The organism is Flavicella sp. IMCC45537 (genome assembly GCF_057197705.1).
On sequence record NZ_CM170067.1, the window covers coordinates 3,051,908 to 3,078,419 of the forward strand.

The 26,512-nt window shown below is 34.2% G+C and carries 25 protein-coding genes; 2 read left to right on the top strand and 23 right to left on the bottom strand.

The window, feature by feature from the left end; translation table 11 throughout:
* Nucleotides 1–16: 16 nt before the first annotated feature.
* On the bottom strand, nucleotides 17–3,547 hold the full coding sequence (locus AC2DGP_RS12315) for a molybdopterin-dependent oxidoreductase (RefSeq protein WP_484490361.1): 3,531 nt from the start codon (nucleotides 3,545–3,547) through the stop codon (nucleotides 17–19).
* 202 nt (nucleotides 3,548–3,749) lie between these two features.
* A complete protein-coding gene (locus tag AC2DGP_RS12320; RefSeq protein ID WP_484490362.1) occupies nucleotides 3,750–4,412 on the bottom strand; it encodes a response regulator in 663 nt (220 codons plus the stop codon).
* A 370-nt stretch (nucleotides 4,413–4,782) separates the two neighbouring features.
* Here AC2DGP_RS12320 and AC2DGP_RS12325 point away from each other — a divergent pair, with 370 nt between their 5' ends.
* Nucleotides 4,783–6,276, top strand: a complete 1,494-nt coding sequence (locus AC2DGP_RS12325; protein WP_484490363.1) for an MFS transporter — start codon at nucleotides 4,783–4,785, stop codon at nucleotides 6,274–6,276.
* A 66-nt stretch (nucleotides 6,277–6,342) separates the two neighbouring features.
* Here AC2DGP_RS12325 and AC2DGP_RS12330 read toward each other — a convergent pair whose 3' ends face one another.
* Genes AC2DGP_RS12330 through AC2DGP_RS12355 form a run of 6 tightly spaced genes read right to left on the bottom strand, consistent with a single transcriptional unit; the run spans nucleotide 6,343 to nucleotide 10,360 of the window.
* Entirely contained in the window at nucleotides 6,343–7,056 is a 714-nt protein-coding gene (locus AC2DGP_RS12330) for a multiheme c-type cytochrome (RefSeq protein ID WP_484490364.1), read from the bottom strand.
* 2 nt (nucleotides 7,057–7,058) lie between these two features.
* On the bottom strand, nucleotides 7,059–8,090 hold the full coding sequence (locus tag AC2DGP_RS12335; RefSeq protein ID WP_484490365.1) for a 2Fe-2S iron-sulfur cluster-binding protein: 1,032 nt from the start codon (nucleotides 8,088–8,090) through the stop codon (nucleotides 7,059–7,061).
* A gap of 11 nt (nucleotides 8,091–8,101) precedes the next feature.
* The gene (locus AC2DGP_RS12340; RefSeq protein ID WP_484490366.1) at nucleotides 8,102–8,581 is read right to left on the bottom strand and encodes a hypothetical protein; all 480 of its coding nucleotides are present in this window, start codon (nucleotides 8,579–8,581) and stop codon (nucleotides 8,102–8,104) included.
* An 11-nt stretch (nucleotides 8,582–8,592) separates the two neighbouring features.
* Nucleotides 8,593–9,399 (bottom strand): c-type heme family protein, encoded by an 807-nt coding sequence (locus AC2DGP_RS12345; RefSeq protein ID WP_484490367.1) that lies wholly within the window; start codon nucleotides 9,397–9,399, stop codon nucleotides 8,593–8,595.
* A 33-nt stretch (nucleotides 9,400–9,432) separates the two neighbouring features.
* A complete protein-coding gene (locus AC2DGP_RS12350) occupies nucleotides 9,433–9,918 on the bottom strand; it encodes a globin family protein (RefSeq protein WP_484490368.1) in 486 nt (161 codons plus the stop codon).
* 34 nt (nucleotides 9,919–9,952) lie between these two features.
* The gene (locus AC2DGP_RS12355) at nucleotides 9,953–10,360 is read right to left on the bottom strand and encodes a globin domain-containing protein (protein ID WP_484490369.1); all 408 of its coding nucleotides are present in this window, start codon (nucleotides 10,358–10,360) and stop codon (nucleotides 9,953–9,955) included.
* A 216-nt stretch (nucleotides 10,361–10,576) separates the two neighbouring features.
* Here AC2DGP_RS12355 and AC2DGP_RS12360 point away from each other — a divergent pair, with 216 nt between their 5' ends.
* The gene (locus tag AC2DGP_RS12360) at nucleotides 10,577–11,020 is read left to right on the top strand and encodes a peroxiredoxin family protein (protein ID WP_484490370.1); all 444 of its coding nucleotides are present in this window, start codon (nucleotides 10,577–10,579) and stop codon (nucleotides 11,018–11,020) included.
* Nucleotides 11,021–11,085: 65 nt separating this feature from the next.
* On the opposite strand, the gene AC2DGP_RS12365 is transcribed toward AC2DGP_RS12360, so the two are convergent.
* The 15 genes from AC2DGP_RS12365 to AC2DGP_RS12435 all read right to left on the bottom strand — a co-directional run bounded on the left by AC2DGP_RS12365 (nucleotide 11,086) and on the right by AC2DGP_RS12435 (nucleotide 26,485).
* Nucleotides 11,086–12,336: an alginate export family protein gene (locus AC2DGP_RS12365; protein ID WP_484490371.1), complete on the bottom strand. Its 1,251-nt coding sequence runs from the start codon at nucleotides 12,334–12,336 to the stop codon at nucleotides 11,086–11,088.
* 141 nt (nucleotides 12,337–12,477) lie between these two features.
* Nucleotides 12,478–13,284 carry an ABC transporter ATP-binding protein gene (locus tag AC2DGP_RS12370; protein ID WP_300321986.1) on the bottom strand — a complete coding sequence of 269 codons (807 nt, stop codon included), beginning with the start codon at nucleotides 13,282–13,284 and terminating at the stop codon, nucleotides 12,478–12,480.
* 17 nt (nucleotides 13,285–13,301) lie between these two features.
* Nucleotides 13,302–14,159: an ABC transporter ATP-binding protein gene (locus AC2DGP_RS12375; protein ID WP_484490372.1), complete on the bottom strand. Its 858-nt coding sequence runs from the start codon at nucleotides 14,157–14,159 to the stop codon at nucleotides 13,302–13,304.
* Nucleotides 14,160–14,222: 63 nt separating this feature from the next.
* Nucleotides 14,223–15,323 (bottom strand): ABC transporter permease, encoded by a 1,101-nt coding sequence (locus AC2DGP_RS12380; protein WP_484490373.1) that lies wholly within the window; start codon nucleotides 15,321–15,323, stop codon nucleotides 14,223–14,225.
* 105 nt (nucleotides 15,324–15,428) lie between these two features.
* Nucleotides 15,429–16,808 (bottom strand): CmpA/NrtA family ABC transporter substrate-binding protein, encoded by a 1,380-nt coding sequence (locus AC2DGP_RS12385; RefSeq protein WP_484490374.1) that lies wholly within the window; start codon nucleotides 16,806–16,808, stop codon nucleotides 15,429–15,431.
* A 263-nt stretch (nucleotides 16,809–17,071) separates the two neighbouring features.
* Nucleotides 17,072–17,770 (bottom strand): Crp/Fnr family transcriptional regulator, encoded by a 699-nt coding sequence (locus AC2DGP_RS12390; RefSeq protein WP_484490375.1) that lies wholly within the window; start codon nucleotides 17,768–17,770, stop codon nucleotides 17,072–17,074.
* A 192-nt stretch (nucleotides 17,771–17,962) separates the two neighbouring features.
* Complete coding sequence (locus AC2DGP_RS12395) at nucleotides 17,963–19,303, bottom strand: MFS transporter (protein WP_484490376.1); 1,341 nt, start codon at nucleotides 19,301–19,303, stop codon at nucleotides 17,963–17,965.
* A 281-nt stretch (nucleotides 19,304–19,584) separates the two neighbouring features.
* Complete coding sequence (locus AC2DGP_RS12400) at nucleotides 19,585–20,595, bottom strand: DUF481 domain-containing protein (protein WP_484490377.1); 1,011 nt, start codon at nucleotides 20,593–20,595, stop codon at nucleotides 19,585–19,587.
* A 21-nt stretch (nucleotides 20,596–20,616) separates the two neighbouring features.
* Nucleotides 20,617–22,704 (bottom strand): hypothetical protein, encoded by a 2,088-nt coding sequence (locus AC2DGP_RS12405; RefSeq protein WP_484490378.1) that lies wholly within the window; start codon nucleotides 22,702–22,704, stop codon nucleotides 20,617–20,619.
* Nucleotides 22,705–22,709: 5 nt separating this feature from the next.
* Nucleotides 22,710–23,342: an outer membrane protein gene (locus tag AC2DGP_RS12410; protein ID WP_484490379.1), complete on the bottom strand. Its 633-nt coding sequence runs from the start codon at nucleotides 23,340–23,342 to the stop codon at nucleotides 22,710–22,712.
* A 178-nt stretch (nucleotides 23,343–23,520) separates the two neighbouring features.
* Entirely contained in the window at nucleotides 23,521–24,000 is a 480-nt protein-coding gene (locus AC2DGP_RS12415; RefSeq protein ID WP_484490380.1) for a hypothetical protein, read from the bottom strand.
* A 25-nt stretch (nucleotides 24,001–24,025) separates the two neighbouring features.
* Nucleotides 24,026–24,529, bottom strand: a complete 504-nt coding sequence (locus tag AC2DGP_RS12420; RefSeq protein ID WP_484490381.1) for a hypothetical protein — start codon at nucleotides 24,527–24,529, stop codon at nucleotides 24,026–24,028.
* A gap of 7 nt (nucleotides 24,530–24,536) precedes the next feature.
* Nucleotides 24,537–25,118, bottom strand: coding sequence for a hypothetical protein (locus tag AC2DGP_RS12425; protein ID WP_484490382.1), 582 nt, complete (start codon nucleotides 25,116–25,118; stop codon nucleotides 24,537–24,539).
* A gap of 18 nt (nucleotides 25,119–25,136) precedes the next feature.
* On the bottom strand, nucleotides 25,137–25,817 hold the full coding sequence (locus AC2DGP_RS12430) for a hypothetical protein (RefSeq protein WP_484490383.1): 681 nt from the start codon (nucleotides 25,815–25,817) through the stop codon (nucleotides 25,137–25,139).
* A gap of 11 nt (nucleotides 25,818–25,828) precedes the next feature.
* On the bottom strand, nucleotides 25,829–26,485 hold the full coding sequence (locus AC2DGP_RS12435) for a DUF4136 domain-containing protein (RefSeq protein ID WP_484490384.1): 657 nt from the start codon (nucleotides 26,483–26,485) through the stop codon (nucleotides 25,829–25,831).
* Nucleotides 26,486–26,512: the final 27 nt, after the last annotated feature.

Sequence of the window (26,512 nt, forward strand, 5' to 3'; positions counted from 1 at the left end):
TTATCTTTTAAGTGGCTTATGCCAATTGTGTTTGTGTTACTTCTTTTAAAATATCTCTAACTTCAGGTTTACAGCTTCCACAACCTAGTCCTGCTCCAGTAGATTTGCAAAGAGCTGTAAATTCAGTGCAACCACCTTTAATAGCTTCTTCTAAGTTTCCTTCACCAACTTGACTACAAGAACAAATAAGTTTTCCGATTACAGGGACCGAGTTACTTTGTCCTCTTAAAAGCTCTTCTCTTTTGTCAGATAATTCTGTACGATCTTCAATTAAACTTTTGAATTCTGCAAATTCACTTTTGTCACCCATCATTACGGCTCCAACCAATTTATCGTCTTTAACGATACATCTTTTGTAGAAACTTTTACTCACATCCATCAATAATATTTCTTGATAGCTAGGGTCGTTTTCAGGATATTCAATATTTCCAATACTACAAAGATCAAGGTCTTCAAATTTTAAAATATTCATTAAAACGGAACCTTTGTAAGTACTATTTAGGTCTCCTAAAATAAATTTGGCTGCGATGTCGGCTTGTTGCTCAGCGGCAGACGTAATTCCAAATAGATTGTTGTTGAATTGTGCGATTTCTCCCATTGCAAAAATATTAGGGTCGCTAGTTTGTAAATATTGATTTACCACAACACCTCTCTGAGAGGTAAGTTTACATGATCTTGCTAATTCAATATTTGGAATTGTGCCAATTGCATATACTATAGCATTAGCAGTAATCGTTTTTCCTGTTTTTAAATTGATTGATAAAGAGTTGATTTCATCATCTTCAAACACCGTGTTTACTTCGTTATCAAAATAAGTTTGAATACCTCTTTCTTGTACGTCTTGCGCTAGTAGTCTACTGGCAACTCTATCTAATTGACGTTCCATTAATCTTGAGGCTCTTTGAACGATAGTGATGTTAACACCTCTTTTATTCAAGGCTGCAGCTAATTCAAGACCTAATAAACCACCTCCAACAATAACAACATGTTGTTGGTTGAAAGGCAATCCTGTTTGATCTAAGTAGTTTTTAAGACCATCAGCATCTGCTTTGTTACGCATGGTGAATCTACCAGGTAAATCCAATTGTGCATCTTTAGGTACAAAGGCCCTACTTCCAGTAGCCATGATCAGTACGTCATAGTTGTGGGTCTTATCATTGCTATCAGTAATGGTTTTGTTTTCTCTGTCAATAGCAGTAATTGAAGTGCTTGCGTGTAATTTTACTTTTAACTTGTCAAGTTCTCCTTTTTTGATTTTTTGAAGCTCTTCCCAGGTCATTTCCTCACTCACATACTCTGGTAAAAGTACCCTGTTGTAAAAAGGAGTTGGTTCCATAGAGAAAACTTCTAGATCATCAGTTTCATTATTTTCTCTATAAGTTTGAACGAATCTATACGCGGCCGCACCACCACCAATAACGCATATTTTCTGTTTTTCTTTTTTGTATTTAGATACCTGAACCGCACAATATTTAAAGTCAGGTTCCTTCGATATAGGATCAATTAAATTATTGGTTAGGTTGTTTGCTCTACCGTGGTCACTGTTTAATAGTTTACCGAAATGCATTGGCATAAACACAACACCAGTTCTTATATCATAGTTGATTTGAACGGTAACTCTAACCTCACCTCTGGTATTTTTAACAACTACAATATCTCCTTCCTTAAGGTTTCTGTTGTGGGCATCCACACCATTCATCTCAAGATAAGGCTTTTCTATATGTGTCAACAAACGTTGTACTTTACCTGTTTTGGTTCTTGTGTGCCACTGATCTCTAATTCTTCCAGTGTTTAGGATAAGTGGGTAATTAGTACTGGTTTGTTCTGATTTGTTTTCCGTATTTGTAGGGATGTTAAATGCAGCTCTTTCTGTTGGTGTGTCAAATTTATGGTCTGTATACAATCTAGCAGTTCCTTTATGTGTGCTATGGGGAACAGGCCATTGCATGGTTCCTTCTTCAATAAGCCTGGCATGAGAAAGTCCAGATACATCAATATTTGTTCCTTTTGTTAAAAGACAATGTTCATCATAAACTTCACTTACTGTTTTGTAGTTAAAACCAGGGAAGTCCATTTTTTGAGCGAATCTCCAAAGTATTTCTGCATCGGGAAGTGCTTCTCCTGGTGCATCTATTCCTTTGGGTAAATAGCTTACACGTCTTTCTGAGTTGGTCATGGTTCCTTCTTTTTCTAACCAACCAGCAGCTGGTAGAAGAAGATCTGCAAATTCTGCGGTTTCAGAGTTGTGGGATATATCTTGAACTACCACAAATTTGGCTTTTTTCAAAGCGCGTTCAATTTTGTTTGAATCAGGCAAACTAACTACTGGATTTGTACAGATGATCCAAATAGCCTTTAGCTTTCCGCTATCAAGAGCATCGAACATTTCGGTTGCTGTAAGACCTGGTTTTTCTGATATAGGTTTTGAACCCCAAAATTCAGCTACATCTTGTCTGTCCTTAGCACTTGCTAAGTTTTTATGAGCAGCCAAAAGGTTTGCCATTCCTCCAACTTCTCGACCTCCCATTGCATTCGGTTGTCCAGTTAAAGAGAAAGGTCCAGAACCTGGTTTTCCGATATGCCCGGTTAAAAGAGAGATGTTTAAAAGCGATACATTTTTATCAACACCAATAACGCTCTGGTTTAATCCCATGGTCCACATAGAAATGAATCCTTTAGCGTTTCCAATATATTGAGCCGCTAATTTTAGATCAGACAAAGAGATACCACAAATTTTGGCAGCATCTGCCAATGATGTTTCTGAAACTGCTTTTTTCAGAGCTTCATAATTGTTTGTATGTTCTTTTATAAATTTAGAGTCTACTCTTTTTTTATCAATTAATCTTTTGGCGATGGCGTTATTTAAAACAACATCAGTACCTGGTAAAATTTGTAAATGTAAATCTGCAATGGCACAAGTTTGTGTTTTTCTTGGATCTACAACTATTATTTTCGTGTTTGGGTTTTCTTCTTTATGCTTTTCAAGTCTTCTAAAAAGAATAGGATGACACCAAGCTGGGTTAGCCCCGGTAATTAAAAAAGTATCAGCAATCTCAATATCATCATAGGCAATAGGTACATTATCGTCTCCGATTGTCTTTTTATATCCAACAACAGCAGAACTCATGCATAAACGTGAGTTTGTGTCTATATTGTTTGTTCCAATAAATCCTTTGGTAAGTTTATTTACAAGGTAGTATTCTTCAGTTAAACATTGGCCTGATACATAAAAACCAACGCTATCAGGTCCGTGTTTTTTTATGATGCTTTTGAAAACAGAGGCAGCTCTATCAAGCCCTGTATCCCAACTAACCTTTTTCATTGGATGGTCCTTGCTCCATCTCATTTCAGGATATTTGATTCTGTCAGACATGTCCTGTGCAACATAATGTAAATTCATACCTTTTGAACAAAGCATTCCTTTGTTTGTAGGATGATCAGGATCTCCTTTAACTTTTAAGGTTCCATCATGGTTTTTATCTACAATTATACCACAGCCTACACCGCAATATGAACAGGTAGTTTTATAGGATTTTGATATTGACATATATATATGTTTTTTCTCAGTTTATAACATTCTACCAAAGTAGAATTTGCATCAGTATTGTTTAAAGTCTTAAAAGCTTTGAAATACTTACTTATGCAAAGTTACAAAATTACGTAGAAATACGTAGCTGAATACGTAATTTTTATCTAAATAGGAATATCTGATAAAATCCTTGCTAATTTTATGATAATTGGCAGGTTTATTAAGAAAAGCCTAATTCTTTGGCCTTAGAAGAGAGTTCAATTAAGTTTTTTACATTCAATTTTTTCATTAAATTGAATCGGTGTGTCTCAATAGTACGCTTACTTTTACCTAAGCTATCAGATATTTCTGTGTTGGTTCTTCCTGAAAGAATGAGTTGTAAAATCTCAACTTCTTTTTTTGTTAATCCGTGACTGCTAGAGGGTGCAGCAGGTTTTTTAGGAGTGCTTGTTGCATTTTGTAGAAAGTTAGAAACAATCACATTAGAGATGTCTCCGCTAAAATATTTACCTCCTTTAGAAATGGTATTGATTGCCTTTATAAATTCAGGTTTGCCAGTATCTTTTAACAAATAACCGCTTGCTCCTGCCTTGATTGATTTTAAGATATATTCTTCAGAATCATGCATTGACAGAACAATAGCTTTTGTGTCTGGTGCATATTTATGCAGGTGACCTACGGCTTCAATACCATCCATAATCGGCATTCGAACATCGATTATTAAAAGGTCTGGCTGTAATTCTTTTGCAAGATCTAAAGCTTCTTGGCCATTGGCTGCTTCACCAATAACTGTCAGAGAATCTTCTTCTTCTAGCAAAGATTTAATACCATTTCTTACTAATAAATGATCATCTGCTAATAGGATTTTGATAGATTTTTCCACGGTCATACAATTTTATTTCTGATACAAATATAAGTCAAGTTCTGAGTATTTTAAAATATAATACGTATAAATTTAAGTAGTTAACGCAGGTTTTGATTGATAATACCAGTAACGGTTGTTGGTTTTTGGATCTAAAAATGAGAAATTATTTTCGTTTTTTACTTGATAACTAGGCTTTTTGCTTGTGTTCTTTTTTCTCTAAAAGAGGTATTTTTATGAGTTAGATGTTGTTTGTAATTGGGTATTGTAAGGTTTAAATATATATTTTAACAGAAACTAATATGATAAAACTCATAAATAAATACGTATTAATACTTAGATTCATCTATTAATACGTATGTTTGCGTCTTTCTAAATAAAAAAAACTATAATGGAACAGGCATTCAATTTAAAGAAATCAAACAAAGTGCTTTTTATGAACACTTTTGCGTTTACCATATGTTTTGCCGTATGGATGTTAAATGCTGTACTGGTAACATTTTTAGTAGACAACCAAATATTCGATTGGACTTCCATTGAAATAGGTTGGTTGATTGGGATTCCGGTTTTAACTGGGGCTGTAATGCGATTGCCGGCAGGAATTTTAACGGATAAGTTTGGTGGGAAACCGGTTTTTACCGTGCTCCTTATTTTATGTGCTATTCCAATGTTTATGTTATCATTCGTAGATTCCTTTTTTGCCTATGCTTTATGTAGTTTGGGTTTTGGATTAGCAGGTACTAGTTTTGCTGTGGGAATAGCCTTTTCATCGGTTTGGTATCCTAAAGATATGCAAGGCACGGCATTAGGGGTTTTTGGTGCTGGTAATGCTGGTGCTGCCATTACGACGCTAGTCGGGCCAAAATTATTATTTTATTTAACTGATGGGAAAACGAATTTAGAGGGATGGAGAACATTTCCTAAGATATATGCTGCCGTATTAGTGATAACTGCCTTATTATTTTTCTTTTTAACAGAAAATAAAAAATCAACCGCGGCTAAAAAAACGTTGAAAGGTCAATTGCAACCATTGAAAAATATCAGAGTTTGGAGATTTGGTTTGTATTATTTCTTAGTTTTTGGTTGTTTTGTTGCTTTTGCCGGGTGGTTAGTGCCTTATTATACAAATGTTTATCATCTTGATTTAGTTACTGCTGGTATTTTAGCTTCTTGTTTTTCATTGCCTTCGGGGTTGATTAGAGCTGCTGGAGGATGGATGTCTGATAAATGGGGTGCAAGAAAAGTAATGTATTGGGTGTTAGGATCTACTGTGGTGGTAAGTATTATGTTAGTCATTCCAAAAATGGATATTTATGCTGATGGAAAGGGAGTGGTTTCTAAGCAAGCAGGGGTGGTTACAGAAGTAACTAGTGCGTATGTGAAGGTTGAAGATCAGGTCTATAAAATTGCTGAAAAAACTGATGGTTTTGATCAGGTTGATAATGAGATTCATATCCTGCCGATCAAAGAAACTTGGCAAGAAGCATTGGTGAAAGTAGGAGATAAAGTTGATAAAAAGCAATTGATAATTAAAGGTAGTACCCACATATATTTTCAAGCTAACATTTGGATATTTGCTATTCTAAGTATTATTATTGGTTCTATCTGGGGGATTGGAAAAGCAGCAGTATATAAGCATATTCCAGATTACTTTCCGAACGAAGTTGGTGTTGTTGGAGGAATGGTAGGTGTTCTAGGAGGATTAGGTGGTTTTATTTGTCCTATCTTATTTGGGTATCTACTGAAAGGTACTGGACTGTGGTCTAGTAGTTGGTTGTTGATGTTTTTCCTCGGAACAATTTGTTTGATTTGGATGCACAACGTGATCCAGAATATGATGAATAAAGAGGCTCCTAAATCAGCAGATAAATTTGAAAATTCATAAAAATAGATAGTAAATTTTAAGTGGTTTTATATTTACTGCCGAAGTAAGAAATTACTTCGGCTTTTTTTATTTTAAATATTTAGCAATCCATTCCTTTTCGGAAAGAGCTGTGAATTTTTTTTGAGCACTATATGGATCTTTACCACCCTTGAAATAGGCCTTTAAACTTGCTGTAGAAATAGTATCCTGCATTTTTTCCGGAACTTTATATTCATGATTTCCATGAAAATCATGACATTGTAAACAGGTATCCCATGCTTTGTTTTTTATTAAAGCGGTATGCGAAGTATCTAAAGGATCATTTGTAACAGTTAGGTCTTCATGACAGTTCATACAGTAATTGGTTTTTTTGATAGTGACCCTTTTACCATTATGTTCAGAGTGACACGTATTACAATCTGCACTGTTTACTTTTTCAACTGCTTTTCTAAATTTGGGTTCTAAAAATCTATGCGTTGGATGTCGATCGTTATCTCTATCATGACAGGCTAAACATTTTTTAGTTTCCACATCAATAGAACCGAACTCAGTTGCATTTTCTCTTAGTCCCATTCCATACTGCATGTTTGATTGTACTTGTTGCCAAAGAGTTCCTTCGGCATCTGCATGGCACGTATTGCAAGAGAATTCTTCGTGTCCAGTATTCATAGGTCCAATACTCACATAGTTTTCATTTGATTTTAGGGTAAGTAAAAAAAATAGAATTCCTCCAATAAGGAAACCGGATAGAATTCCTATTGTTTGTCTTTGACGTAAGGGGTTGATTTGAAATTTTGACATGTTTAACTAGGAATTTCGATGGTAACTTTTTCTGTCTCGGGGTAGGCAACACAAGTTAGTAGTTTACCTTTTTTTACTTCTTCTTCCGGTAATAAATGCCCTTTCATTAATGATATTTGTCCTGATGAACACTCCGCTTTACATGAACTGCACATTCCTGATCTGCAGGAATAGGGAATTACTATGTTGTTTGACATAGCACCTTGGAGAATAGTTTTATTTCCTGGGATTTTTATGTGATGTAATTTTCCTTTGTAATTAATAGTCACATCACTAACTAAATTTTTACGATCAATTTTTAGTTTTGGAGGTTTGAATGCTTCAATGTGAATTTTACCTGGAGAAATTCCGTTCGATTTTAAAATTTCTTTGGTGTTGTTCATGTAACCAGCAGGTCCACAAATCATGTATTTATGTTCTTCAGAAAAGCTAACTTCGTGTTTTAAGAAAATTTCTTCAACAATTTCATTTGTGATAAATCCAGAATAATGTTTCGTACTAGAGCTATCACTCAAAATGTGTTCTAGATGAAATCGATCAGAATGTTTTAATTGTAATGCTTCAAGTTCTTTTTGGAAAATAATATTCTCCAAGTTTTTATTGGCATAGACCATGATTACTTTAGAATCGGGTTCTTCACTCAGCACTGATTTTAAAATAGAAAACACTGGTGTTATTCCACTACCTGCGGCAAAAAGTAAATATTGTTTTTTGTTTTTTTTATCAGGTTCAATAAAAAAACTACCCATTGGTTTTTCTATGGCAATTTTCTCTCCTTTTTTTATCTCGTTATTGAGGTAGTTTGAAATAAGTCCTTTTTCAACTTTTTTTACTGTGATTCTTAAATCCGAATCCGTGTAAGGATTGCTGCTAAAGGAATAGGCTCTTTTTTCCTCAACTCCGTTTAAGGGAATTTTTAGGGTCAAAAATTGACCTGGTTTGTATTTTATTTTGTTGAAAAAACGATTGTTTTTGAAACACACGGTTACCGCTTCATCCGTTTCTTTGATAATATTTGTGATGGTTAACTTCATGAAATTATTTCTTATTTATAGTAGAATACAGTTCCCATATGAAAGAAAAGTAAAACGGTAATACACATAGATATGGCAACATGCCCAATCATCCAACCTTTGAAAATCCAATTTTTGGTTGACTTAATTACGTCCAGATTCAAAGTTCCTAAAAGAACATTGACTAAGAATAAATAGCAGAATAGCGCTAAGTATCCAAAACCGAATCTAGTACTGTGTAAATACAACAAAATAGGACTAAGCACCCCAATCCATTTATGGATATTGTTAATTGTTGCAGCTTTAGACTGAAATTTTGGAATGATTCTGCTAAAGGTTAAAAACCATTGAATCAAAATAAAAAGAGCCATTACTAAACCAGACCATCTTTTATACATCTCTTGTTGCTGTAAAAGCTCAAGAGATGTAATTTTGATTTGAAATATTTCTTGTATTAAATAAATACAGAAAAGACTACTACCAAGTATGGTTATGTATTTTGATTGTTTCAAGGGAGTATAATTTATTTTAATAAAACGGCCATGGTTTCAGCTGAAGCTAATTCGCGCACACTGTCCAAGAATACTTCTGGAGTTGGTAAATATTTTCCACCGGCAGAAGGCCATTTTTCTCCAATTACTGGTTTTTCACTTGATTTGAAAGCGGCAATTTCAGCTAGATAATCTTTGTACACAGCTTTTGTGCCATTTCTGTAGGCTTTAAGTACTGCAATTGTTGCATCATAACTTAAAGAGTCTGTTGGATATTGCCATGTAGTAGCTCCCATTACGTCACCCAATTTCCAATCACTTTTTGTTGTTTGTTCGTGTTTGTTATGACATGAGACACAAGCTCCAGCTCCGGCTACATCTGCAAACATTGCTGTGTATATTTTTTGATCTTCATCATAAAAATGCTGAGGTTTTCTGTCTTTTTTAATTTGTTTAAATAATTCACCTTGTTTTCCTTCAAATTTATTGGCTTTGTTGATAGGGAAATCAGATCCTAAATACAGTCCGAGTGGAACTTCACTTTTTCTGATGTCGTTGGCAATTCCTCTCAAGAATAAAGCAGGTAATGGTCCAGCTTCAACATCTTTTTTTTGCCAATCTTCATCAAATTTTAAACCTTGTTTTTTCCCGGCTCCTACAATCGCTTTGGTGTAAAGTGTTCTGGTGATGTCATTTTCTTTTGAGACCATTTCTAGAACTTCTGCAACAGAAAATTCTAATTTTTCTTTAAGGGCTGTTTTGCTTTTTTCAGGAACACCACCACAAGAGATTAAAAATGCTGGAAAACTGATTATAAAAGTGTAAATTAATTTTTTCATATGTTGTTGATTTTGGGGGTTGATATGTTAATTTTATTCGTATGCAGCTTCAATCATGACACCTGCCATAACTGTGTAAACTTTGGTCCATGCTTCTTTTACTTCCGGAGTAAAAGCATCTCCAAGTCCAGCCTCTAGCGTTCCTAATAGAGCAGCACCCACGGTATCGTAGTGTGATTTTTCAACTTTATAAGCAACATGTCTTTTACCAAGATCTTGCAATACTGGAATCAATTTGTCTAAAGCAGAAAGCCCTGCTACAGCACTTGCAAGCATGGTCATAAGTTTGTTCCCCTGTTCGGCCATAGCTCCTTCTTTTTTTGTAGGGAAAAGAGGTTTTAGCTTAGGGTCAAGTTCAAAAAGTTTGGTGTAAAAAATTTCAGCAGCGGCCGGTGCAATTGGTTTGACTAATTCAAAAGAATCTTGAACTAACTTTGTTGTGATTAAGTCAATTGGTGCTTCTTCAACTGCTATGTCTTGTTCGGATTTATTGAAAAGGTTTTTGAAAATTTTTAACATGATAATTGTTTTTTTAGAGTTCGTATGAATTGAATTATAATTGAATCGATTGTGAAATTTTTTGGAAATATTGAAACCAAGCTAGTTCTACTTCTAACGTAAAATCTTCTTGAAGACTATTTGATAGAGACGCCATAAATGCTGTTCCAATAAAATCAAAGAATGTTGGTTTTAATTTTTTTGCACGTACAACTTTTCCAAGGTTGTAAAGAATTGGTTTTAGTTGTTGAAAGTTGTCGAGATAAGAGATGGTTGTTTTAAGAATATTCATAAAAAAGGCGCTTAGCTCTTCCATGGATTCGTTAGTGTTGCTTGAATAAAATCCTTTTAAATTCGGGTCAAGTTCTAACAGACGATCATAAAAATAGGTCGCAGTTCCTTGTCCGTGTGGCTTTAATTTTTTAAAAGATAATTGAACGATATTTATGGTGTTGGTTTCCATTATAGAATGTGAAAGCGTGGTTTTAATTATGTATTTTTATACTTGTAAAATTAAATCGAATGGATGATTTGTTTTATGAGATGTAACAAGTGAAAATGTCTTTTTATTCAATTTTTATCCGATAAGAATGCTTATAATTTTCTGATAAATAGCATGTTTTTATTTCTAAATGGTTGCTGTAGAGTAGAGGTAAGTTTCAATTTTTATGATAGTAATATGGAAAGAAGTAACCTAGGGTTCACTGAGATTATGGTGCAAGAATTTTCAGGGAAAGCAATTAATTTGTTAGAGAAGTATAAAGGTGCCTCCTTGTTACTGTTGTTTTATAACAATCAATGTTTAGGGTGTACCGGTCGAGCGATTCCTTTGGCCTATGAGTTCAGTTTAGAATTTACTGAATTACAAGTTATCGGAATTCATTCTAACTTTTCTGAAGGAAATATTACGGAGAAAGAGATCAGGAGTATTTTTACTTCAAGTGATTTACCCTTTCCAATATATGTAGATAAAAATCACGAATTGTATGATTTTTTTAATGCTGAAGGTACTCCTCATTGGATTTTGGTTGAAAAAAGCGGTAAGGTGTTTCGGTCAATATTTGGGTCACAAAGCAATTCTAAAAATAGATTGTTTTATGCTTTAGAAAGTCTAGTTTCTTAAAATTAAATCAAAAAAAAACCGCTTATAAAAGCGGTTTTTTATGGTTTGATTTCTATTTGTTTTTCTTACAAGAAAGAAGGTTTGATAGTTAACATCAACCAAGCCCAGTTTTGTAAGCTTTTTGCAGGTGGATTTCCAACAGGATTAGGGAAATCGTCGCTTTCAAAGAATTGAGAGTAACCTCCTGCCAAAGAGAACTCTTTGAATTTTTTAGAAACAACTAAATCAATTTCTTGACCTAAAGAATTTTTAGTTTGAGATTGCTCAGAGAACATGTGTCCTTTGATTTTCAAGTTGTAAGATTTAAATATTTTTGTTGCAGCAGTTACATTTAAGTCTACTAAACCGTTTGCATTAGCATGGTTTCCTACGTAGAATCTATCCATCAAACCGTTGAATTTGTGGTTTGTACCGTAAAGAGGAAAGAATCCAACAGAAGTATCTGTTTTACCAGAGATAACCTCAGCACCTAATCCAAACATTGTTTTTTCAGTTGCTTTAAAGTTTACATCCAAACTAGCTAAGTAAGCAGCATCTACCGCTACTTGTCCAACTCTTTCTCCATCTTGAATAAATGCGTTACCACTGAATGAAAGTGCTCCTGGTTTGTAGTCGAAGTGCACACCTCCTGTGAATAAGTTAGAGTTTTCTGGTCCAACATTTGAATCTTGAAACGTGTTATGTAAAGCTAAAACACTTAAGTTTAAAGATTCGTATTTTTTGTTAACTCTTAAAAAGGCAATGTTTTTATAAGAAAACAATGCAGAAGTATCATATACATTATTTGCTCCATTGGTGTTGTAACCAAAACCTGCATCTAAAGAATATCCATTGTTAGCATACTTCACGATACCTACATCGTGCGTTCTTGCTTGCTGAGCCCATCCTAGACCTCCTAAGATTCTTTGATCATCGTAAGAAAGTGGTTGTCTACCTAGTTTGAAAGAAGTAAGTTTAGAAAATTTGATATCTGCCCAAGCTTCTTGCATTCTTATTTTTCCATTACCAGTAGCTGAGATTTGAGGTCTGTCACCAAAAGTAAATACTTCTTGAACAGAAATGTAAGCAGTATATGTTTCTGCTGCATACTTAGCTGCTAAAGCAACTCTAGCATCTGTTATAATGTAACCATCGGTACCTTCTCTACCAGCAGTATTTACACTTTGAGTAGGATCCGTCGCTTTGGGTTGGTATTTGTAGTTGAATCCATCTCTCCATTCAGATCTTGGTCTAAACTCTCCACTTAAAGAAAATTGGGCCATTATAGATGATGTTGCTAACATCAATAAGGCTACTAGGGTAAATTTAATTTTCATCTTTTGTAATTTTAATAATTGATTGTTTTCGATTTTGTTTCATTAGATTTATAGGGCAAATCTATGTGTTTGATAACTTCTAAAACATGACTTATAGCAGTTTTTAACCTCTTTTTGTATCGTTAAGATACGTAAAACTACTTAATGTTCTAAAAAGTCAATCATGTGTTTACGGTACTTGTAATAGTCATCATGTGCAAGTACAGCCTTTCTTGATCTTGGACGTTCAAATTCAATAGGTAAAATATCTCCAATTTTAGCCCGAGGACCACTTGTCATCATCACAACTCTATCCGATAAGAAAATTGCCTCATCTACATCATGTGTAATCATGATTGCAGTAATTTTTTCTTTATTCCAGATCTCTATAAGTACATCTTGCAATTCTCCTCTTGTTAATGAATCTAGCATTCCAAAAGGTTCGTCTAATAATAATACTTTTGGTTTGATGGCAAAGGCTCGTGCAATACCAACTCTTTGTTGCATTCCTTGGGAAAGCTCTGAAGCTCTTTTATGGAAAGAACCATCAAGACCAACTTTACTTAAATAGTATTTACAGATGTCTTCTTTTTCTTTTTTACTTCCATGAGGGAATACCTTTTTAACACCCAGCATTACATTTTCCATTGCAGTCATCCAAGGCATTAGACTTGGAGCTTGAAATATTACTCCTCTGTCTGGGCCTGGACCTTTGATAGAAGAACCTAATACGGATATTTTTCCACCAGAGATCTCATTTAAACCTGCAATCATAGAAAGCATAGTTGTTTTTCCGCAACCAGAATGACCGATGATAGTAATAAATTCTTCTTTTTTTACTTGTAAATTCAAATCTTCCAAAACTACGTAGTCACCTTTTGGAGTAGGGTATACTTTTTTTAAGTCCTTTAAATCTAGCATTACATCTTTACTAGCAAACTTTTCTTGTAATATTGTTTTTGTTTCCATTTTAAAGTTCTTTGAGTTTATTTAGGAGATCTAAAATCCCATCTTAAATCTTTTGGTTGTAAATCTGGTAGTTCATAATTAAACTCAGAATTTCCAGATCTTTCATTACCAATATCCATCAGGTATTCAATAATGGCATTCCTTGTTTTTTTGTATTCAGGATTGTCATTTAATTCGGTTTTATCCCTAGGTCTTTCAATATTGATTTTAAATTCAGGACCTAAAGTAGCTTTGGGACCAGGTCTAAGCGGAATAATTCTATCTGCCATATAAATTCCTTCATCAACATCATTGGTGATTAACAAGGCTGTTCTTTTGTTTTTATTCCAAATATTCAAGATTTCATCCTGTAAATTACCTCTTGTTAAAGCATCTAAGGCTCCTAATGGCTCATCCATAATGATCATTTCAGGATCCATTGCAAGTGCTCTCGCTACAGATACTCTTTGGCGCATTCCTCCAGATAATTCTTTTGGTCTTTTGTGGGTTGCATGACTTAAACTTACCATGTCAATATATTCTTTGATACGTTTGTCTAAAAAAGAATTATTCTCCTTTGGAAATGCTTCTTTTACTGCCATTTCAATATTTTGATATACCGTAAGCCATGGTAAAAGAGAGTAGTTTTGGAAAATAACACCACGTTCATGACTAGTGTCTTCTATTTGTTTTCCTTTAAATAATACTTCTCCAGAAGTTGGTTTTTCTAGTCCATTAATTAGGTTTACTAACGTGGTTTTTCCACTTCCTGTAAATCCAACAATTGCTACAAATTCACCTTCTTCGATGTGTAAATTTATGTTGTCCAAAACCTCTGTAAGATTTTCATTACTTCCGAAAGATTTTGATATGTTGTTTAGTTCTAAATAGGCCATTTGCTGTTTTTTAAAGTTTGAATATTGTTGAAGTCCATTTGTGGATTCAACGGTTAAGCATTCTTAGATTCCTTCGTTTTTATCGAATGAAATGAATTTTTGAATGGTTAACATTATTCTATCCAATAAGAAACCAATGAAACCAATTACAAACATGGCAACAATAATTTTTGAGTTAGAATCCATGGCTCCATTTTGGAATTCTTCCCAAACAAAGGATCCTAAACCAGGACTTTGTGCTAGCAATTCAATTGCAATTAATACCATCCAAGCGACAGAAAGAGTAATTCTTAAACCTGTAAATATCAAGGGTAAGGAGGCTGGCAAAATAACTTTGAATATTTTTTGGAAAGTTCCAAGTTTTAAAACTTTTGCAACATTTAAATAGTCTTGATCTACCGTAGAAACTCCCATGGCAGTGTTTACTAATGTAGCCCACATAGAACAGAGACCAACACTAATAAATGAAATTACAAAAGAAGTGTCTCCTGTAGAATCTTTTGTCAACGTTTTTACAATCATAAATACTAGCAATAACCAAACTACAGGCGAAACTGGTTTTAGTATTTGTATTAGCCAGTTGAATGAATTACGAAGTGTGTCGCTCAAACCAATAATGATTCCAATAGGAGTCGCGATTAATAAAGCTAAGAGAAAACCTGCGAAAACGGTTTTGATACTTGTTTTAATTTGATCAACAAATGAAGGTCTACCAGTATAAGTAATAGGTGCTTTTCCTTCAGCAATTCTTTTTTCATTTAAAGTTGCAGTTTTTTCTTTAAATGCTTTTTTGTCCTTGCTAATTTCTTTATGATCTTCAAGTAGAACTAAGAAAGAAGCCCATACTTGAGAGGGAGAGGGAAGCGTATTTGGTTGACACGAAAGATCTCCAGATTCAATACAAGCTTTTATTTTATCTGCTTCTGCTTGCCCTTGGTCTTTTAATGTTTTTTCAATTTTATAATTTGCTTCTGTGTTGTAAAGAGATTTAGATCCCGTGTACCATACTCCTAGAAATAATAAAACCGATGCGATGGGTGCTATTATTTTTTTTAATACTGCTATGGTGTTTTTTTTAGAATCTTCTCCACTAGCAAGACGTACTAGAGGCTCAAGAAAACCAAGACCTATGAATCGTAATACTTTTATGATAGAATCTTTCATTTTGTTGTCGTTTAATTTGTTGAAACTAGGTTTCAAATGAATTTTGATAAATTAACACTTGAAAGGATGTAGCTTTCAAGTGTTAATTTTAGGTGTTGTAGTTGATTATTTACTGTCTTTGTTACCAATTTTAAAGCTATTGATGTATCCAATAGGATCTTTTGCATCGTATACTTTTCCATCGATGAAGTCAGTCGTTGCTGGCTTGTATCCATCAGTTTTAGGAATATCTGTCGCAGGGATTTTACCTTCTTTAGCAAGCATATTTGCAGCTTTTAACCAAATGTCTGGACGATAGATGTCTTTAGCTTTATCAGCGTACCAAGCGGCTGGTTTTTCAGTTGGGATTTGTCCCCATCTTCTCATTTGAGTTAAGAACCATACAGCATCAGAGTAGAATGGGTAAGTAGCGTTGTATCTGTAGAATACGTTAAAGTCTGGCATTTCTCTCTTGTCACCTTTCTCGAATTCAAATGTACCCGTCATAGAGTTTGCTAATACAGCTTCATCAGCTCCAACGTATTGAGACATTGCTAAGATTTTAACAGCTTCTTTTCTGTTTCCAGGAGTATCTAACCATTTACCTGCTCTAATTAAAGCTTTTGTTACAGCTACGGCAGTGTTAGGGTATTTAGTTACAAATTCTTTAGTCATAACAAATACCTTTTCTGGGTTGTTTTTCCAGATATCATAATTTGTAGTTACAGGAACACCGATTCCTTTAAAAACTGCTTGTTGATTCCAAGGTTCTCCAACACAGTAACCGTAAATAGTTCCTGCTTCTAAGGTAGCTGGCATTTGTGGTGGTGGTGTTACAGATAGTAATACTTCTGCATCAATTTGTCCTTGAATGTTGTTAGCAGAATACATTCCTGGGTGAATTCCTGCTGCTGCCAACCAATATCTAATTTCGTAGTTATGAGTTGATACAGGGAATACCATTCCCATTTTAAACGCTTTACCGTTGTTTTTGTATTCTGTAATTACTGGTTTTAAGGCTTCAGCACTGATTGGATGTACAGGTTTTCCATCAGGACCTTTTTTAACATTTGGTTTCATACCTTCCCATACATTGTTAGAAACAGTAATTCCATTTCCGTTTAAATCCATAGAAAAAGGTGTAACTAATTCTGCCTGACGTCCAAATCCTGCTCCAGCGGCAATAGGTTGACCCGCTAACATATGTGAACCATCTAATTGTCCATCAATAACTCGGTCTAGGATGTTTTTCCAGTTAGATTGAGCTTCTACAGATACGAATAAACCTTCATCTTCAAAAAATCCTTTTTCCTTTGCAATTGCTAAAGGTGCCATATCTGTAAGTTTTATAAAACCAAAAGTTAATTGTGGTTTTTCAATTTCTAAACTTGCTGATTTTGCTTGAGGTTGCGTTGTTGCTTCTTTTTTCTTTGTGTCTTTACCTCCACATGAGATTGCAAGAAACATACTTGCAAGTGCTGTAATTTTAATGGCTGTTCTTTTCATGTTTTCTATTTAATAAATGATTATTTTAATCTGTGTTTGTGTATGTTTGAATACATGACAAAGATAGATTCAGTGTATGATTTAAACTGTGCGAATACACAGTGGTTAACAGTCTTTTGTACTTAGAAAAAGCGGAGTAAATACAAAAACTAAACTGCGTTATGGTAGGTTAAAAAATGGGGTTTTTTGATTTTTGTATAAAAAAACTGCGCTTTCTTTTAAGATGAAAGCGCAGTTTTTAAAACATAGATCGGGGTATAGTGTCAAGAATTTAATGTGTGTTTAGAAATTTCTTTTTTAAGGGTTTCCAGGTTTTTAATTCCTAGTTTTCTCCCTTTAGCATTGATTAGATTTTGTTTTTTTAGACCAGATAAAATTCTGATTACTTGTTCTTCTGTAGTTCCTGAATATTCTGCATATTCTTTTCTGCTTAAGGATACGTTAAAAAGTCCATCCTTAGAACCAAATTTTTTATCGATATAAATAAGGGAGTCAATAACTCTTTCTTTTACGGACATCTGTGCTAATTTTCTTACGCGTGTTTCACTTTCGCTAAGTTCATCTGCATAGAATAACATAAAATCAAATGTAAGTTCAGGGATGTTTAATAAGATAGATTTTAGATCTTCTTTAGAAAAATAACATAAGGTGGAGTCTTCTAATGCTTGTGCAGATATTGAGTAGTATTTTGACGAGCCAAAACCTCCTCTATGACCTATTATATCACCATCTTTAGCAAATCTCACAATCTGCTCACGTTCATCGGCTCCTGTTTTGGCAACCTTAACTTTTCCTTTGTAGGTAAAAAATAATCCATGCGCAGGCGTACCTTCCATAATAAACTGCTGAGATTTTTTACACTTAATGGTGTGTTTGTTCTCTAAAACGTTAGTGATTTTATCGTTTAAACTATGTTTTTTAATAAGGCAATTTAAGTTTTCGCATTGTGTACAATCTGCCATGGTTTTGTTTTTAGGGTTTGTTTCTACAAAGTTACTTTGATACATTCGTAAAAAACATGACGAACATAGGGCTAATTTAGTTTTTTAATACATAAGTAAAACTGCGTTTTTGTAGGTATTGATAAAATGAAGACAAAAAAAAGCTCTTTGAAAATTTTCAAAGAGCTTTTTTAAGTTTTAATTATTGTATAATTAAGCTGCTTTAGATAAAGCCTCTAGTCTATTTTGTTCGTCAATAGCGGCTTTTTCGTCAGCTGGAGAGAATTTAATAAGGAAGCCTAAGAAACCAACAGCAGAGACAATAAATCCGAAAGTGAAAAATGCATCTTGTAAAGTAGCTCCGCTTCTTAATAAGTATTGAGCATATAATACGGCTCCTACATTACCACCTGCTCCTACAATTCCAGAAACTGCTCCAAGGGCTTTTCTGTTTATGAATGGTACTACAGAGTAGGTTGCTCCTTCTGCCATTTGAACGAATAGTGAGAAGAATACCATACTAGCGATTGCAAATCCTAATACATTCATTTGAGAGAATAGTAGTAAAGCAATTCCTTCTGCGATCACTACGTAAACCAAAATTTTAACACGTCCATTCAATCCTGAGTTTTTAGAGAATCTATCAGCAATCCATCCACCAGTTGATCTGGCGAATAAGTTCATTGCTCCAAAGAAAAGAACCACAAATCCTGCTGCCTCTTGGCTTAAACTAAATTTTTCTTGATAATACGTTGATGCTTTTCCAGTAACGAATAATTCCATTCCGAAACAACCTGCATACATAGCGAAAAGAATCCAAACTCTTTTATCTGATGCTGCTGCATAAAATAAACTTTTTTCACCTTTTTTAGATTGAGGTCTTTCTTCTGGTAAGTCTGTATAATTACCTTTTGGACAATCTGTTGTGTATTTCCAATATAAATAGGCTACAAATAACATTATTATTGCTGGTATATACATAGCGATTCTCCATGATTCAGTTGCTTCAGCTAATCCGAAAGCTGCTACGGCTGATGCGATTAATGGCATGGCTGCATTTGTAACACCACCTCCAAGGTTACCCCATCCAGCAGTAGTTGCATTTGCAATACCAATTACGTTTGGTGCAAACATAACAGAAGTATGATACTGAGTAATTACGAACGAAGCTCCGATTACCCCGATAGCCAAACGAGAAATTAAGTAAGTTTCCCAAGAGTAGGCAAATGAAGATCCAGCAACAGCGATTGCTCCAAAAATTAATAGGTAAACATAACTTTTTCTTGGTCCTATTTTATCACAAAGATTTCCTATTCCTAATCTAGCAAAAATTGTAACCCCCACCGATGCAATAAAAGCAAGTGTTGTTTGTGCTTTTGTTAAATCTAAATCAGGTGCAATAGTAGATTTCATTAATGGTGCATGTGAAAACCATCCGAAAAAACAAAGGAAGAATGCAATCCAGCTTAAGTGGAAGGTTCTCATTTGAACGGATTTAAAATCCAATAGGTTGATTTTTGTTGCTTTTTCGTTTTGTAGCTGTACTGTTTTCATCTGTGTTGGTTTTATGAAAAAATTATACAGCAAATATAGAGGCCTAGCTCAGTTTGTTTTGTGGGTTAAATTCAAGTTAAAACAAGTTTTTAATCGGTAAATAAGATGAAAAAAACAGTAAAAAAAACTGTCAAAAAACATGTTTTTATTGCAAGTATCATGTTGTTAGGTGGTTGCGGTTTTGTTTTTTGATAATTTAAAATCAGATTTTTAAAGAGGGGATAGTTGGGGTATTCTTAAACAGTGATTTAACGTGGTTTTAAATCTGAAAATTCCTTGGTTTATTTATTGAATTCCCAACCAAAACCACTGGAAAAAATATAATCATATTGATTTCCTTCAATTGCGGGTTCGTTATCGTAATTCAAAGTAAAAGAAGTTTTAATATAAAAGTCATATGGTAAATCATATTTCATTGTTAGATTGTAATCCACCCTGACCCTTCCAAATTCAGAAATTGTTGGACTGACCTTAACATCTGTTGTTAAACTAATATCTTCAAAGTTATACATGTTTAGATTTGCGTTGATGAAGGTTTCTGTAGATTTTTTGTTTAAACTTTCATCCACATAAGTCTCGAAGTTGAAGGCAATACCAGTTGAGAGTCCTAGATATAGTTTAGGAGTACTGGCTAATAATTTTCCCATACCTAAGTTAGGGGTATAACGCCCATGAAGTGCTTGTTCAGTATTTGAAAGATAAGTTAATTCACCAATCATATACCAAGTTTTAGAGATCAACCTCCGAACGTCTGCTTTTGCATCTGTCCTTTTGATGTCCTCTACATCATCTTGCTGAGAGTTTAAAACATTTAAACTTCCATTCGTTACCCATAGTTCTCCCACATATCCTAATGTTGCATTGACGGTGGTTTGTTTTTTACCTTGTGCTTTGGTAAAGTCGTAACCAAAGTCGACACTTCCCGAGAATCTTTTACGTCTATCTTCACTAACTTCCTGGAAGGCTATAATTTCAGAGATTTTAAAAGTTTCAACGAGATTTTTGTTTGTTTCAATGGTAACAATTCCAGGTTTGATAGTTCTAACTTTTCCAAAGCGTCGTCTACTTTTAGTAAGTGTAATAATACATTTTTTATGAATGTAAATACTTGTTACTTTGTCAAATTCAACGCGAAAATCTTTGTCGCTATAAGAGGTTTTGAAGACGAGTACGCCTGTATCAAAACTTTCAACAGTTCCAACAAGTATATCTTTGTTTTTTAGTTTAAGAGTATCTTTTTGCCCATAAAACAAAGTTGTTGAGAGTAAGAATAAAAAGATTAATCGTTTCATGAGTTCGCTAAATACACGTTTTTATCTTCGTCGACCACCCCCCATGGATGTGCGTGATCTATTTTGAGATCTATATTGATTGTAGTTTGTATTACCTCTACTTCGGTTATTGTGAGATCTTTCTAATTGTTGCCTTTGTTGTTTTTGGTAATCGTTAGTTTGAGGTCTTGTTTGTTGCCTAGTGTCAGGTTTAGTTTGAGGTCTGGTCTGAGCTTTGTTACCAACGTTGTTGTTTCTTTTTTGTTGCCAGTTTCCATTTTTATCTCTTTGATGAACATTACCGGCTTTATCTGTGTAAAGATTGTTTCGGGTATTTTTGGCTTGGGTTGGTCTGTTTCCTTGTGCTTTAACTGGTCGGGTAGTTATTCCTGGTCTGTTTTTACCATTTTGTGTTCTGTATACATTGTTAGAGTTTCTTTTGCCATGAGCGTATCCCGCAGCATAGCCTCTTCTATACCCATTGTGATATCCATGTCGATAACCGTGTCTGTAACCGCAAGGTCCCCAATAGGCACGAGAATGGAATGACATACTCATCCATCCATAACTAACTCCAACAGAGAATCCCCATCCAGTATAAGGGTTATAATGCACACCAAAACCATAAGTCACGGGTCTTGGGTAGTAATACATTCCGTACCATGGTCTGTAATAGTAGCCAGAACCGTATACAATCACTCCACCATACATGTAAGAGTGGTAATAGCCTGGGGTGTAACCAACATATACAACTTCAGGTGTTGATTCATAGATGTAGACGTATTTTACGTTGTAAACGGGTGAACTCGGTGGAATTTTTTCAACTTCATCTGGTCTCTTTGTGGATACGATCCAAGGGCCTTGTGCAGAGTTGGATTGAAACCAAACTGCATTGTCAACTACATAATAGATGTTGTTAATATATAAAACTGTACTTTCAGTATTGATAGCATAAGAAAGATTCGTTCCTTCAACTTTATCAAATTTTGGTTTCCCATCATAGGTCACCTTGGTGGTTGCTTCTTTTCTGTTTACTTGAGCAGTCTGAGGTATTTGCTGTTCGTATATTGCTTCTTTAGCCTCATCAGTACCTGGTACACTAACTCTTAAACCTGAAACTTTTTGATCATCTGCAGGAATGGATAGGAATGTTTTGGGTAAAGATTTAGGTTCAACAAAATTCCATTTCTCTTCTTTTAAAGATTTAGTAGCATACCATCTACCATTAAGTAAAAGATAGTGCGTTTGACTTTCTATTTCTAGTAATAAATCACTTTCTGTATTACCAACTAATAATAGTGTTGTGCTTTTAATTGGCTCATAAGCCAAATCACCTTTTGTAACCACAAGTTCTGCGGCTTTCGTGGTGATAATAAGTTTTGGGGGAGTAGTTTCTCCTTCTTCTATCTCTGGGTTTTGTTGTGAACTTACATTTTTATCTGCAAGATTTTCTATGTCTGAAGGAACTGAATTGGTTGTCTTCCAATCCGTATCATAAAGATCATCTGTTTTATACCAGAAATTATTTCCCTTAAGATAGTAGGTGTTTTTCTTTTTTACGATGAAAAAAGGAGTGTTAACGATATACTCAATTTTTTTACCTTCTACTGTTTTGAATTTTGGTTCTCCATCGATGCTTACTAGAACAGTTGGCTCTTGACGGAAGTAGATTTTTGGGGGTGTATTGTCTAAATTTTCTGAGATTTCTTTTTCTTCAGAAACGGTTTCTAAACTAGCTATAAGTTTATCGATAGAAATATCGATGTTGATCTTTTCTAAATCTTCAAGAAGTACTTCTTTTAATACTTCGATGTTTTTATCGTTTTCAATATCAGGGAATTTGATCTTAAGAATATCGATAGATTCTAAACTAGCCATTCTTGTTTCCAGATCTGTATTTAATCTAGCATCAAACCACATGGCACCGAACAAAAGTTTATCTTCTTTTGTTTTGACAGAAATTGCCATTCTACCTTTTAATATGTTTTCAACCAAAGTTTCATATTGAGGTTGATATAAAGTTATTTTGTAATTACCTGCTTTGATCACACGAGGCCAGGTTAAACTGTTTTCCTGCGCGTTGATGTGTTGCGTTAAAATTACTAAAAGTAGAATGACAAGTTTTTTCATGGTATTTATTTAAGTCTATATACTAATCCACCACTGAATCCTCCAATTAAAATATTGCTAGATCCTGATACTCCGGCACCTCCGGTTCCGAAATATACACCTCCCCATTGGATAGGAATCATTAAGTTTCCTTGTACGTTCAATCCCCATTGTTCATTGAACATATAGTTTACACCGGCTTTGATAGTACCTGCTAAATACCATTTTGTGTCAATTGGGTAATCAAAAATAGCTTCATTGGCATTTTCTGAATTGAAAATTGCAGCACCAATACCTCCTCCAACAAATGGACGTAGTTTGTCTTTTGTAATGTATTTAGAGGCTCCGATAGTGATCCAATCCATATACAAATCTGTAAGGTGATCCGTTTGACCATTTTCTCTTCTGGTTATAGATGAAGAATGACGCGTATAACTTACTTCTGTCATTACACCTTCAAACATGTCAACTCCTAAGGTAAAACCAAATTGATCACTTTCATTGATTTTTACATAATTGTTGTAACCGTAATTTGATTTTGATCCAAATTGATAACCGTAAGATGCAGTTAATTCAACAGTTTGAGCCTGAATACTTGTTAAAGTAAAAATAGCAATTGCTGTTAGAAGTACGGATTTTATTAAAACTGATTTTTTCATGATGTTGTCTTTTAAGACTTTAGTTGTTAGGGTTTAACGATTTAAAAATAATAAAAATGAATTTTTGTTTTGAGATTGATTCTTTTAAATTAAATATTTATAAATCGATACGCTATTAAAAGTATATTTCATGAATGTAAAAAGTGGTATTTACATTCATGAAATATGGTATGTTGTGTTATTCAACTTTTTCTAATTCACCTATAAATGGTACATTTTCGTATACAGCAGTTTTAGATAAGCTTAAGAAGTAATTTTCAATTTGTAAAAATTGAGCTGCAGCTCTAGGTCCACCTGCTTTTTTTAGTTTTTTGAAATACTTTTCTATGTTTTTTGCATTGTTTTTACTCTGTTTCAAGCTTCTTTTACAAAGTTCTTCAATTTTTTCATTAGAAAGACTTGTATAGTTTTCAGCGTAGTCAGTAATCAAAGCAATTCTTTCAGATCGCAATTCTTTTCTGTCTGCTTCATAGGCTTTATAGATATCCCAGAATGCCTCTTTGTTTTCAGAATCAACCGTTATAAAATCTTTTACAATGGTAAGTTTGTCTACACCAAATAGTGCTTGAAAGAAATCAGTGTCATTAGTGTCTTGTTGCGCAAGCATAGCTAATGGTGATAACATACAAGCGATAATTAGTGAATAGAATTTTTTCATGTTTTTGATTTTTTTAAATTATTGTTTATTGATTTTCTTTTGTTTTAAAAAATAAGTTTGTCAGTGCACCTTTTTCCATAGAATCTCTAATAGCGATAATTACATTATAGCTCCCAAGTGAAAAAAATGAAGCAATTAAAATTAATCTAAATTGCATAGGGTCTCTATGCTCATGGATTGATTTTATGGCTTCAATGTAGTTGTTTCCTTCGAGTAATGTATGGATTAGATTTTCTAGAAAAAGAACAAAAGTCAATACCAAGGTATAGATAATAGATTTGAATAGAACATTTTTATACAAGGCTTGACGAATGTATACTTTACCTAAAGGTGTTTTGTCTAAAATGATAACCACTTTACTCATTACTAAAGCACCTACTAAAGCTGCTGAAAATCCATAAAATTCAACTTTTACTTGAGCAAGGGTAAGTTTTTTTATTAGAATCAATACTCCAAAACAAAGCAAGAAGTAAGCGGTGACTAAAAGAATTTCAATAAATTCTTTTTTTAATTTTTGAACAAAACTCATAGTAGTTTTATTTAGTGTTTACCTTTTTCAAAGCAACAGCAATGGCTTCTGCGTAGGTTAAAATAAATTCTTGACCTATGTGAACTTTTTCAAGTATTTTAGGGTCTTTTACGGGGATAGTCATGTAGTTTCCGGCAGGACCTCTTACGGTTGCTATCATATAAGGTCTGTTTAAAACCTCAATAGTAACAATTGCTTTTGCAACTGCTCCAACAACTGCCCCTGGGTCTACACCTTCTGGAGCTTTACCAGCTTCAGAAACTATTTGCAATGGTTCCGCGCGTTCGGCTAAAGTAGGTTCTCTAAATTCTGCTTTGATATAAGTCCAATAGTCAAAACTAATTTTGTCATCCACAGAGATTTCATCAAATCGTTTGATTTGATCTCCTGCTTTAATAGTGTTAAGGTCCCCCTCTGGCCCCATTAAAGTAAGTTCTCTAGTTTCTTTATTGATTTTTGTAACAGTACCTTCGCTTGAAACTAAGTTCCATCTTTCTCTAGAAGGTTGTTCTTCTTGAATAACTTGTGCAAATGAAATTTGCACAAGTATTATTAAGATTATCGAAAAGAATAAATGTTTCTTTTTCATAGTATAGTTCTATGTGTTTTACCACTCCCAGTATAAACCAGCTCCAATATTAATACTGGCTAAATGGTCTATATTAAAGTAATCGTTTTTGTTTGTTGAATAATTGTAAGTAGCATAGGTTGCAATTCCGAAAGTTTCATTTACTTCAAGTTGTAAACCTATTTCTGGTTTTACCAAGAATCCCCAGTTACTCTCACTGATTACGTATATGTTAAAATACGAATCTTGTTCTGAGTATACCGTTCCGATTCCCAATCCAACATAAGGTTTGATGTTTCTTTTGTAAATAAAATAGTATCCGTTTACAGCAATTGGTAAGGTGTAAATATGTCTCACCATATCGGTATGAACCGCACCACTACCATCAGGTCTTTCATATACCTGAGGAGCATAATATTCATTAAATGAATTCCATCCTAAGGAGGCACCCACGGCTAAATTACCACCATCTACAAAATGCTTGTAATCAAATCTACCACCACTATAACTGTTTTTTCCTAAGAAATCATTTCCAGAAGGTATTGCCATTTCCCAGTTTAAAACAAACTGATCATCAGCAGTCATGGTATAAGTGTAAATTTCTCTGTCAGGCTGAGGTCCATCAGACGGCCATGGAGAAGTTACAGTTGTCGTTGTTGGTGTTTGTGCTTGTATGAATTGTCCCATACCAAGCAATAAAAGAATTATAAATTTTTTCATGTCAGTAGGTTTTAATTGTTTTTGATATAAGGAGATTGATCAAACGCTTGTGTAACTCCTCTTTCTGCTCTGTCAATATTTGTTTGATCGTAAGAGCTTAGTACTCCAAACATGGCTGCGTTCCAAGCCGTTGGAGTTCTACCTACGTTGTCTTTATTGGTTAAATCTCCAATCTCAACACTTAAAGTACCGGTGTCGTATTTGTAGTAAGAACAGTATGGATAGTAGTATCCACCACCACCCCAACCCCATGGAGGCCAGTAACCTGGGTAACCACCCCACCAACCCCAACAAGTTTGGCCAGTGTTGGTTACTCTAATAATAGCAGTTGCAAGTGCAATTTCTGCCGTTCCATCGGTTACATCAGAAGTTATTTTCGTTCTGGTATAACCACGATCATCCATGTTAGATTGTATTTCTGCAATCACGGTAGTTGCTACTTGATCTTGACCAACCACTAAAATACTATCGTCTTTGATGCTGTTGGAAACAAGGTAAATTGTATCAGACAAGTAATACGTATTAAAATCTGTAAAGTCTACTTCTAAATCCACGTCTGTAGCGACTACAAGTTCAGAAGAAAGTCCACCAAGATCTGGGGACTTGTAACAGGAATTCAGAAGTACTAATGCACAAATGAATCCTAAAAATTGAATTGTTTTTTTCATTGTTTATTTATTTTGGGTGTTTCTCTA

Excerpts from the sequence above, each read along its gene's own strand:
- AC2DGP_RS12430 (WP_484490383.1), bottom strand. The coding sequence starts at position 25,817 with ATGAAAAAATTTATAATTCTTTTATTGCTTGGTATGGGACAATTCATA.
- AC2DGP_RS12350 (WP_484490368.1), bottom strand. The coding sequence starts at position 9,918 with ATGTTAAAAATTTTCAAAAACCTTTTCAATAAATCCGAACAAGACATA.
- AC2DGP_RS12365 (WP_484490371.1), bottom strand. The coding sequence starts at position 12,336 with ATGAAAATTAAATTTACCCTAGTAGCCTTATTGATGTTAGCAACATCA.
- AC2DGP_RS12370 (WP_300321986.1), bottom strand. The coding sequence starts at position 13,284 with ATGGAAACAAAAACAATATTACAAGAAAAGTTTGCTAGTAAAGATGTA.
- AC2DGP_RS12345 (WP_484490367.1), bottom strand. The coding sequence starts at position 9,399 with ATGAAAAAATTAATTTACACTTTTATAATCAGTTTTCCAGCATTTTTA.
- AC2DGP_RS12325 (WP_484490363.1), top strand. The coding sequence starts at position 4,783 with ATGGAACAGGCATTCAATTTAAAGAAATCAAACAAAGTGCTTTTTATG.
- AC2DGP_RS12315 (WP_484490361.1), bottom strand. The coding sequence starts at position 3,547 with ATGTCAATATCAAAATCCTATAAAACTACCTGTTCATATTGCGGTGTA.
- AC2DGP_RS12405 (WP_484490378.1), bottom strand. The coding sequence starts at position 22,704 with ATGAAAAAACTTGTCATTCTACTTTTAGTAATTTTAACGCAACACATC.
- AC2DGP_RS12400 (WP_484490377.1), bottom strand. The coding sequence starts at position 20,595 with ATGAAACGATTAATCTTTTTATTCTTACTCTCAACAACTTTGTTTTAT.
- AC2DGP_RS12415 (WP_484490380.1), bottom strand. The coding sequence starts at position 24,000 with ATGAAAAAATTCTATTCACTAATTATCGCTTGTATGTTATCACCATTA.
- AC2DGP_RS12390 (WP_484490375.1), bottom strand. The coding sequence starts at position 17,770 with ATGGCAGATTGTACACAATGCGAAAACTTAAATTGCCTTATTAAAAAA.
- AC2DGP_RS12425 (WP_484490382.1), bottom strand. The coding sequence starts at position 25,118 with ATGAAAAAGAAACATTTATTCTTTTCGATAATCTTAATAATACTTGTG.
- AC2DGP_RS12360 (WP_484490370.1), top strand. The coding sequence starts at position 10,577 with ATGGAAAGAAGTAACCTAGGGTTCACTGAGATTATGGTGCAAGAATTT.
- AC2DGP_RS12330 (WP_484490364.1), bottom strand. The coding sequence starts at position 7,056 with ATGTCAAAATTTCAAATCAACCCCTTACGTCAAAGACAAACAATAGGA.
- AC2DGP_RS12335 (WP_484490365.1), bottom strand. The coding sequence starts at position 8,090 with ATGAAGTTAACCATCACAAATATTATCAAAGAAACGGATGAAGCGGTA.
- AC2DGP_RS12355 (WP_484490369.1), bottom strand. The coding sequence starts at position 10,360 with ATGGAAACCAACACCATAAATATCGTTCAATTATCTTTTAAAAAATTA.
- AC2DGP_RS12380 (WP_484490373.1), bottom strand. The coding sequence starts at position 15,323 with ATGAAAGATTCTATCATAAAAGTATTACGATTCATAGGTCTTGGTTTT.
- AC2DGP_RS12395 (WP_484490376.1), bottom strand. The coding sequence starts at position 19,303 with ATGAAAACAGTACAGCTACAAAACGAAAAAGCAACAAAAATCAACCTA.
- AC2DGP_RS12420 (WP_484490381.1), bottom strand. The coding sequence starts at position 24,529 with ATGAGTTTTGTTCAAAAATTAAAAAAAGAATTTATTGAAATTCTTTTA.
- AC2DGP_RS12435 (WP_484490384.1), bottom strand. The coding sequence starts at position 26,485 with ATGAAAAAAACAATTCAATTTTTAGGATTCATTTGTGCATTAGTACTT.
- AC2DGP_RS12375 (WP_484490372.1), bottom strand. The coding sequence starts at position 14,159 with ATGGCCTATTTAGAACTAAACAACATATCAAAATCTTTCGGAAGTAAT.
- AC2DGP_RS12410 (WP_484490379.1), bottom strand. The coding sequence starts at position 23,342 with ATGAAAAAATCAGTTTTAATAAAATCCGTACTTCTAACAGCAATTGCT.
- AC2DGP_RS12385 (WP_484490374.1), bottom strand. The coding sequence starts at position 16,808 with ATGAAAAGAACAGCCATTAAAATTACAGCACTTGCAAGTATGTTTCTT.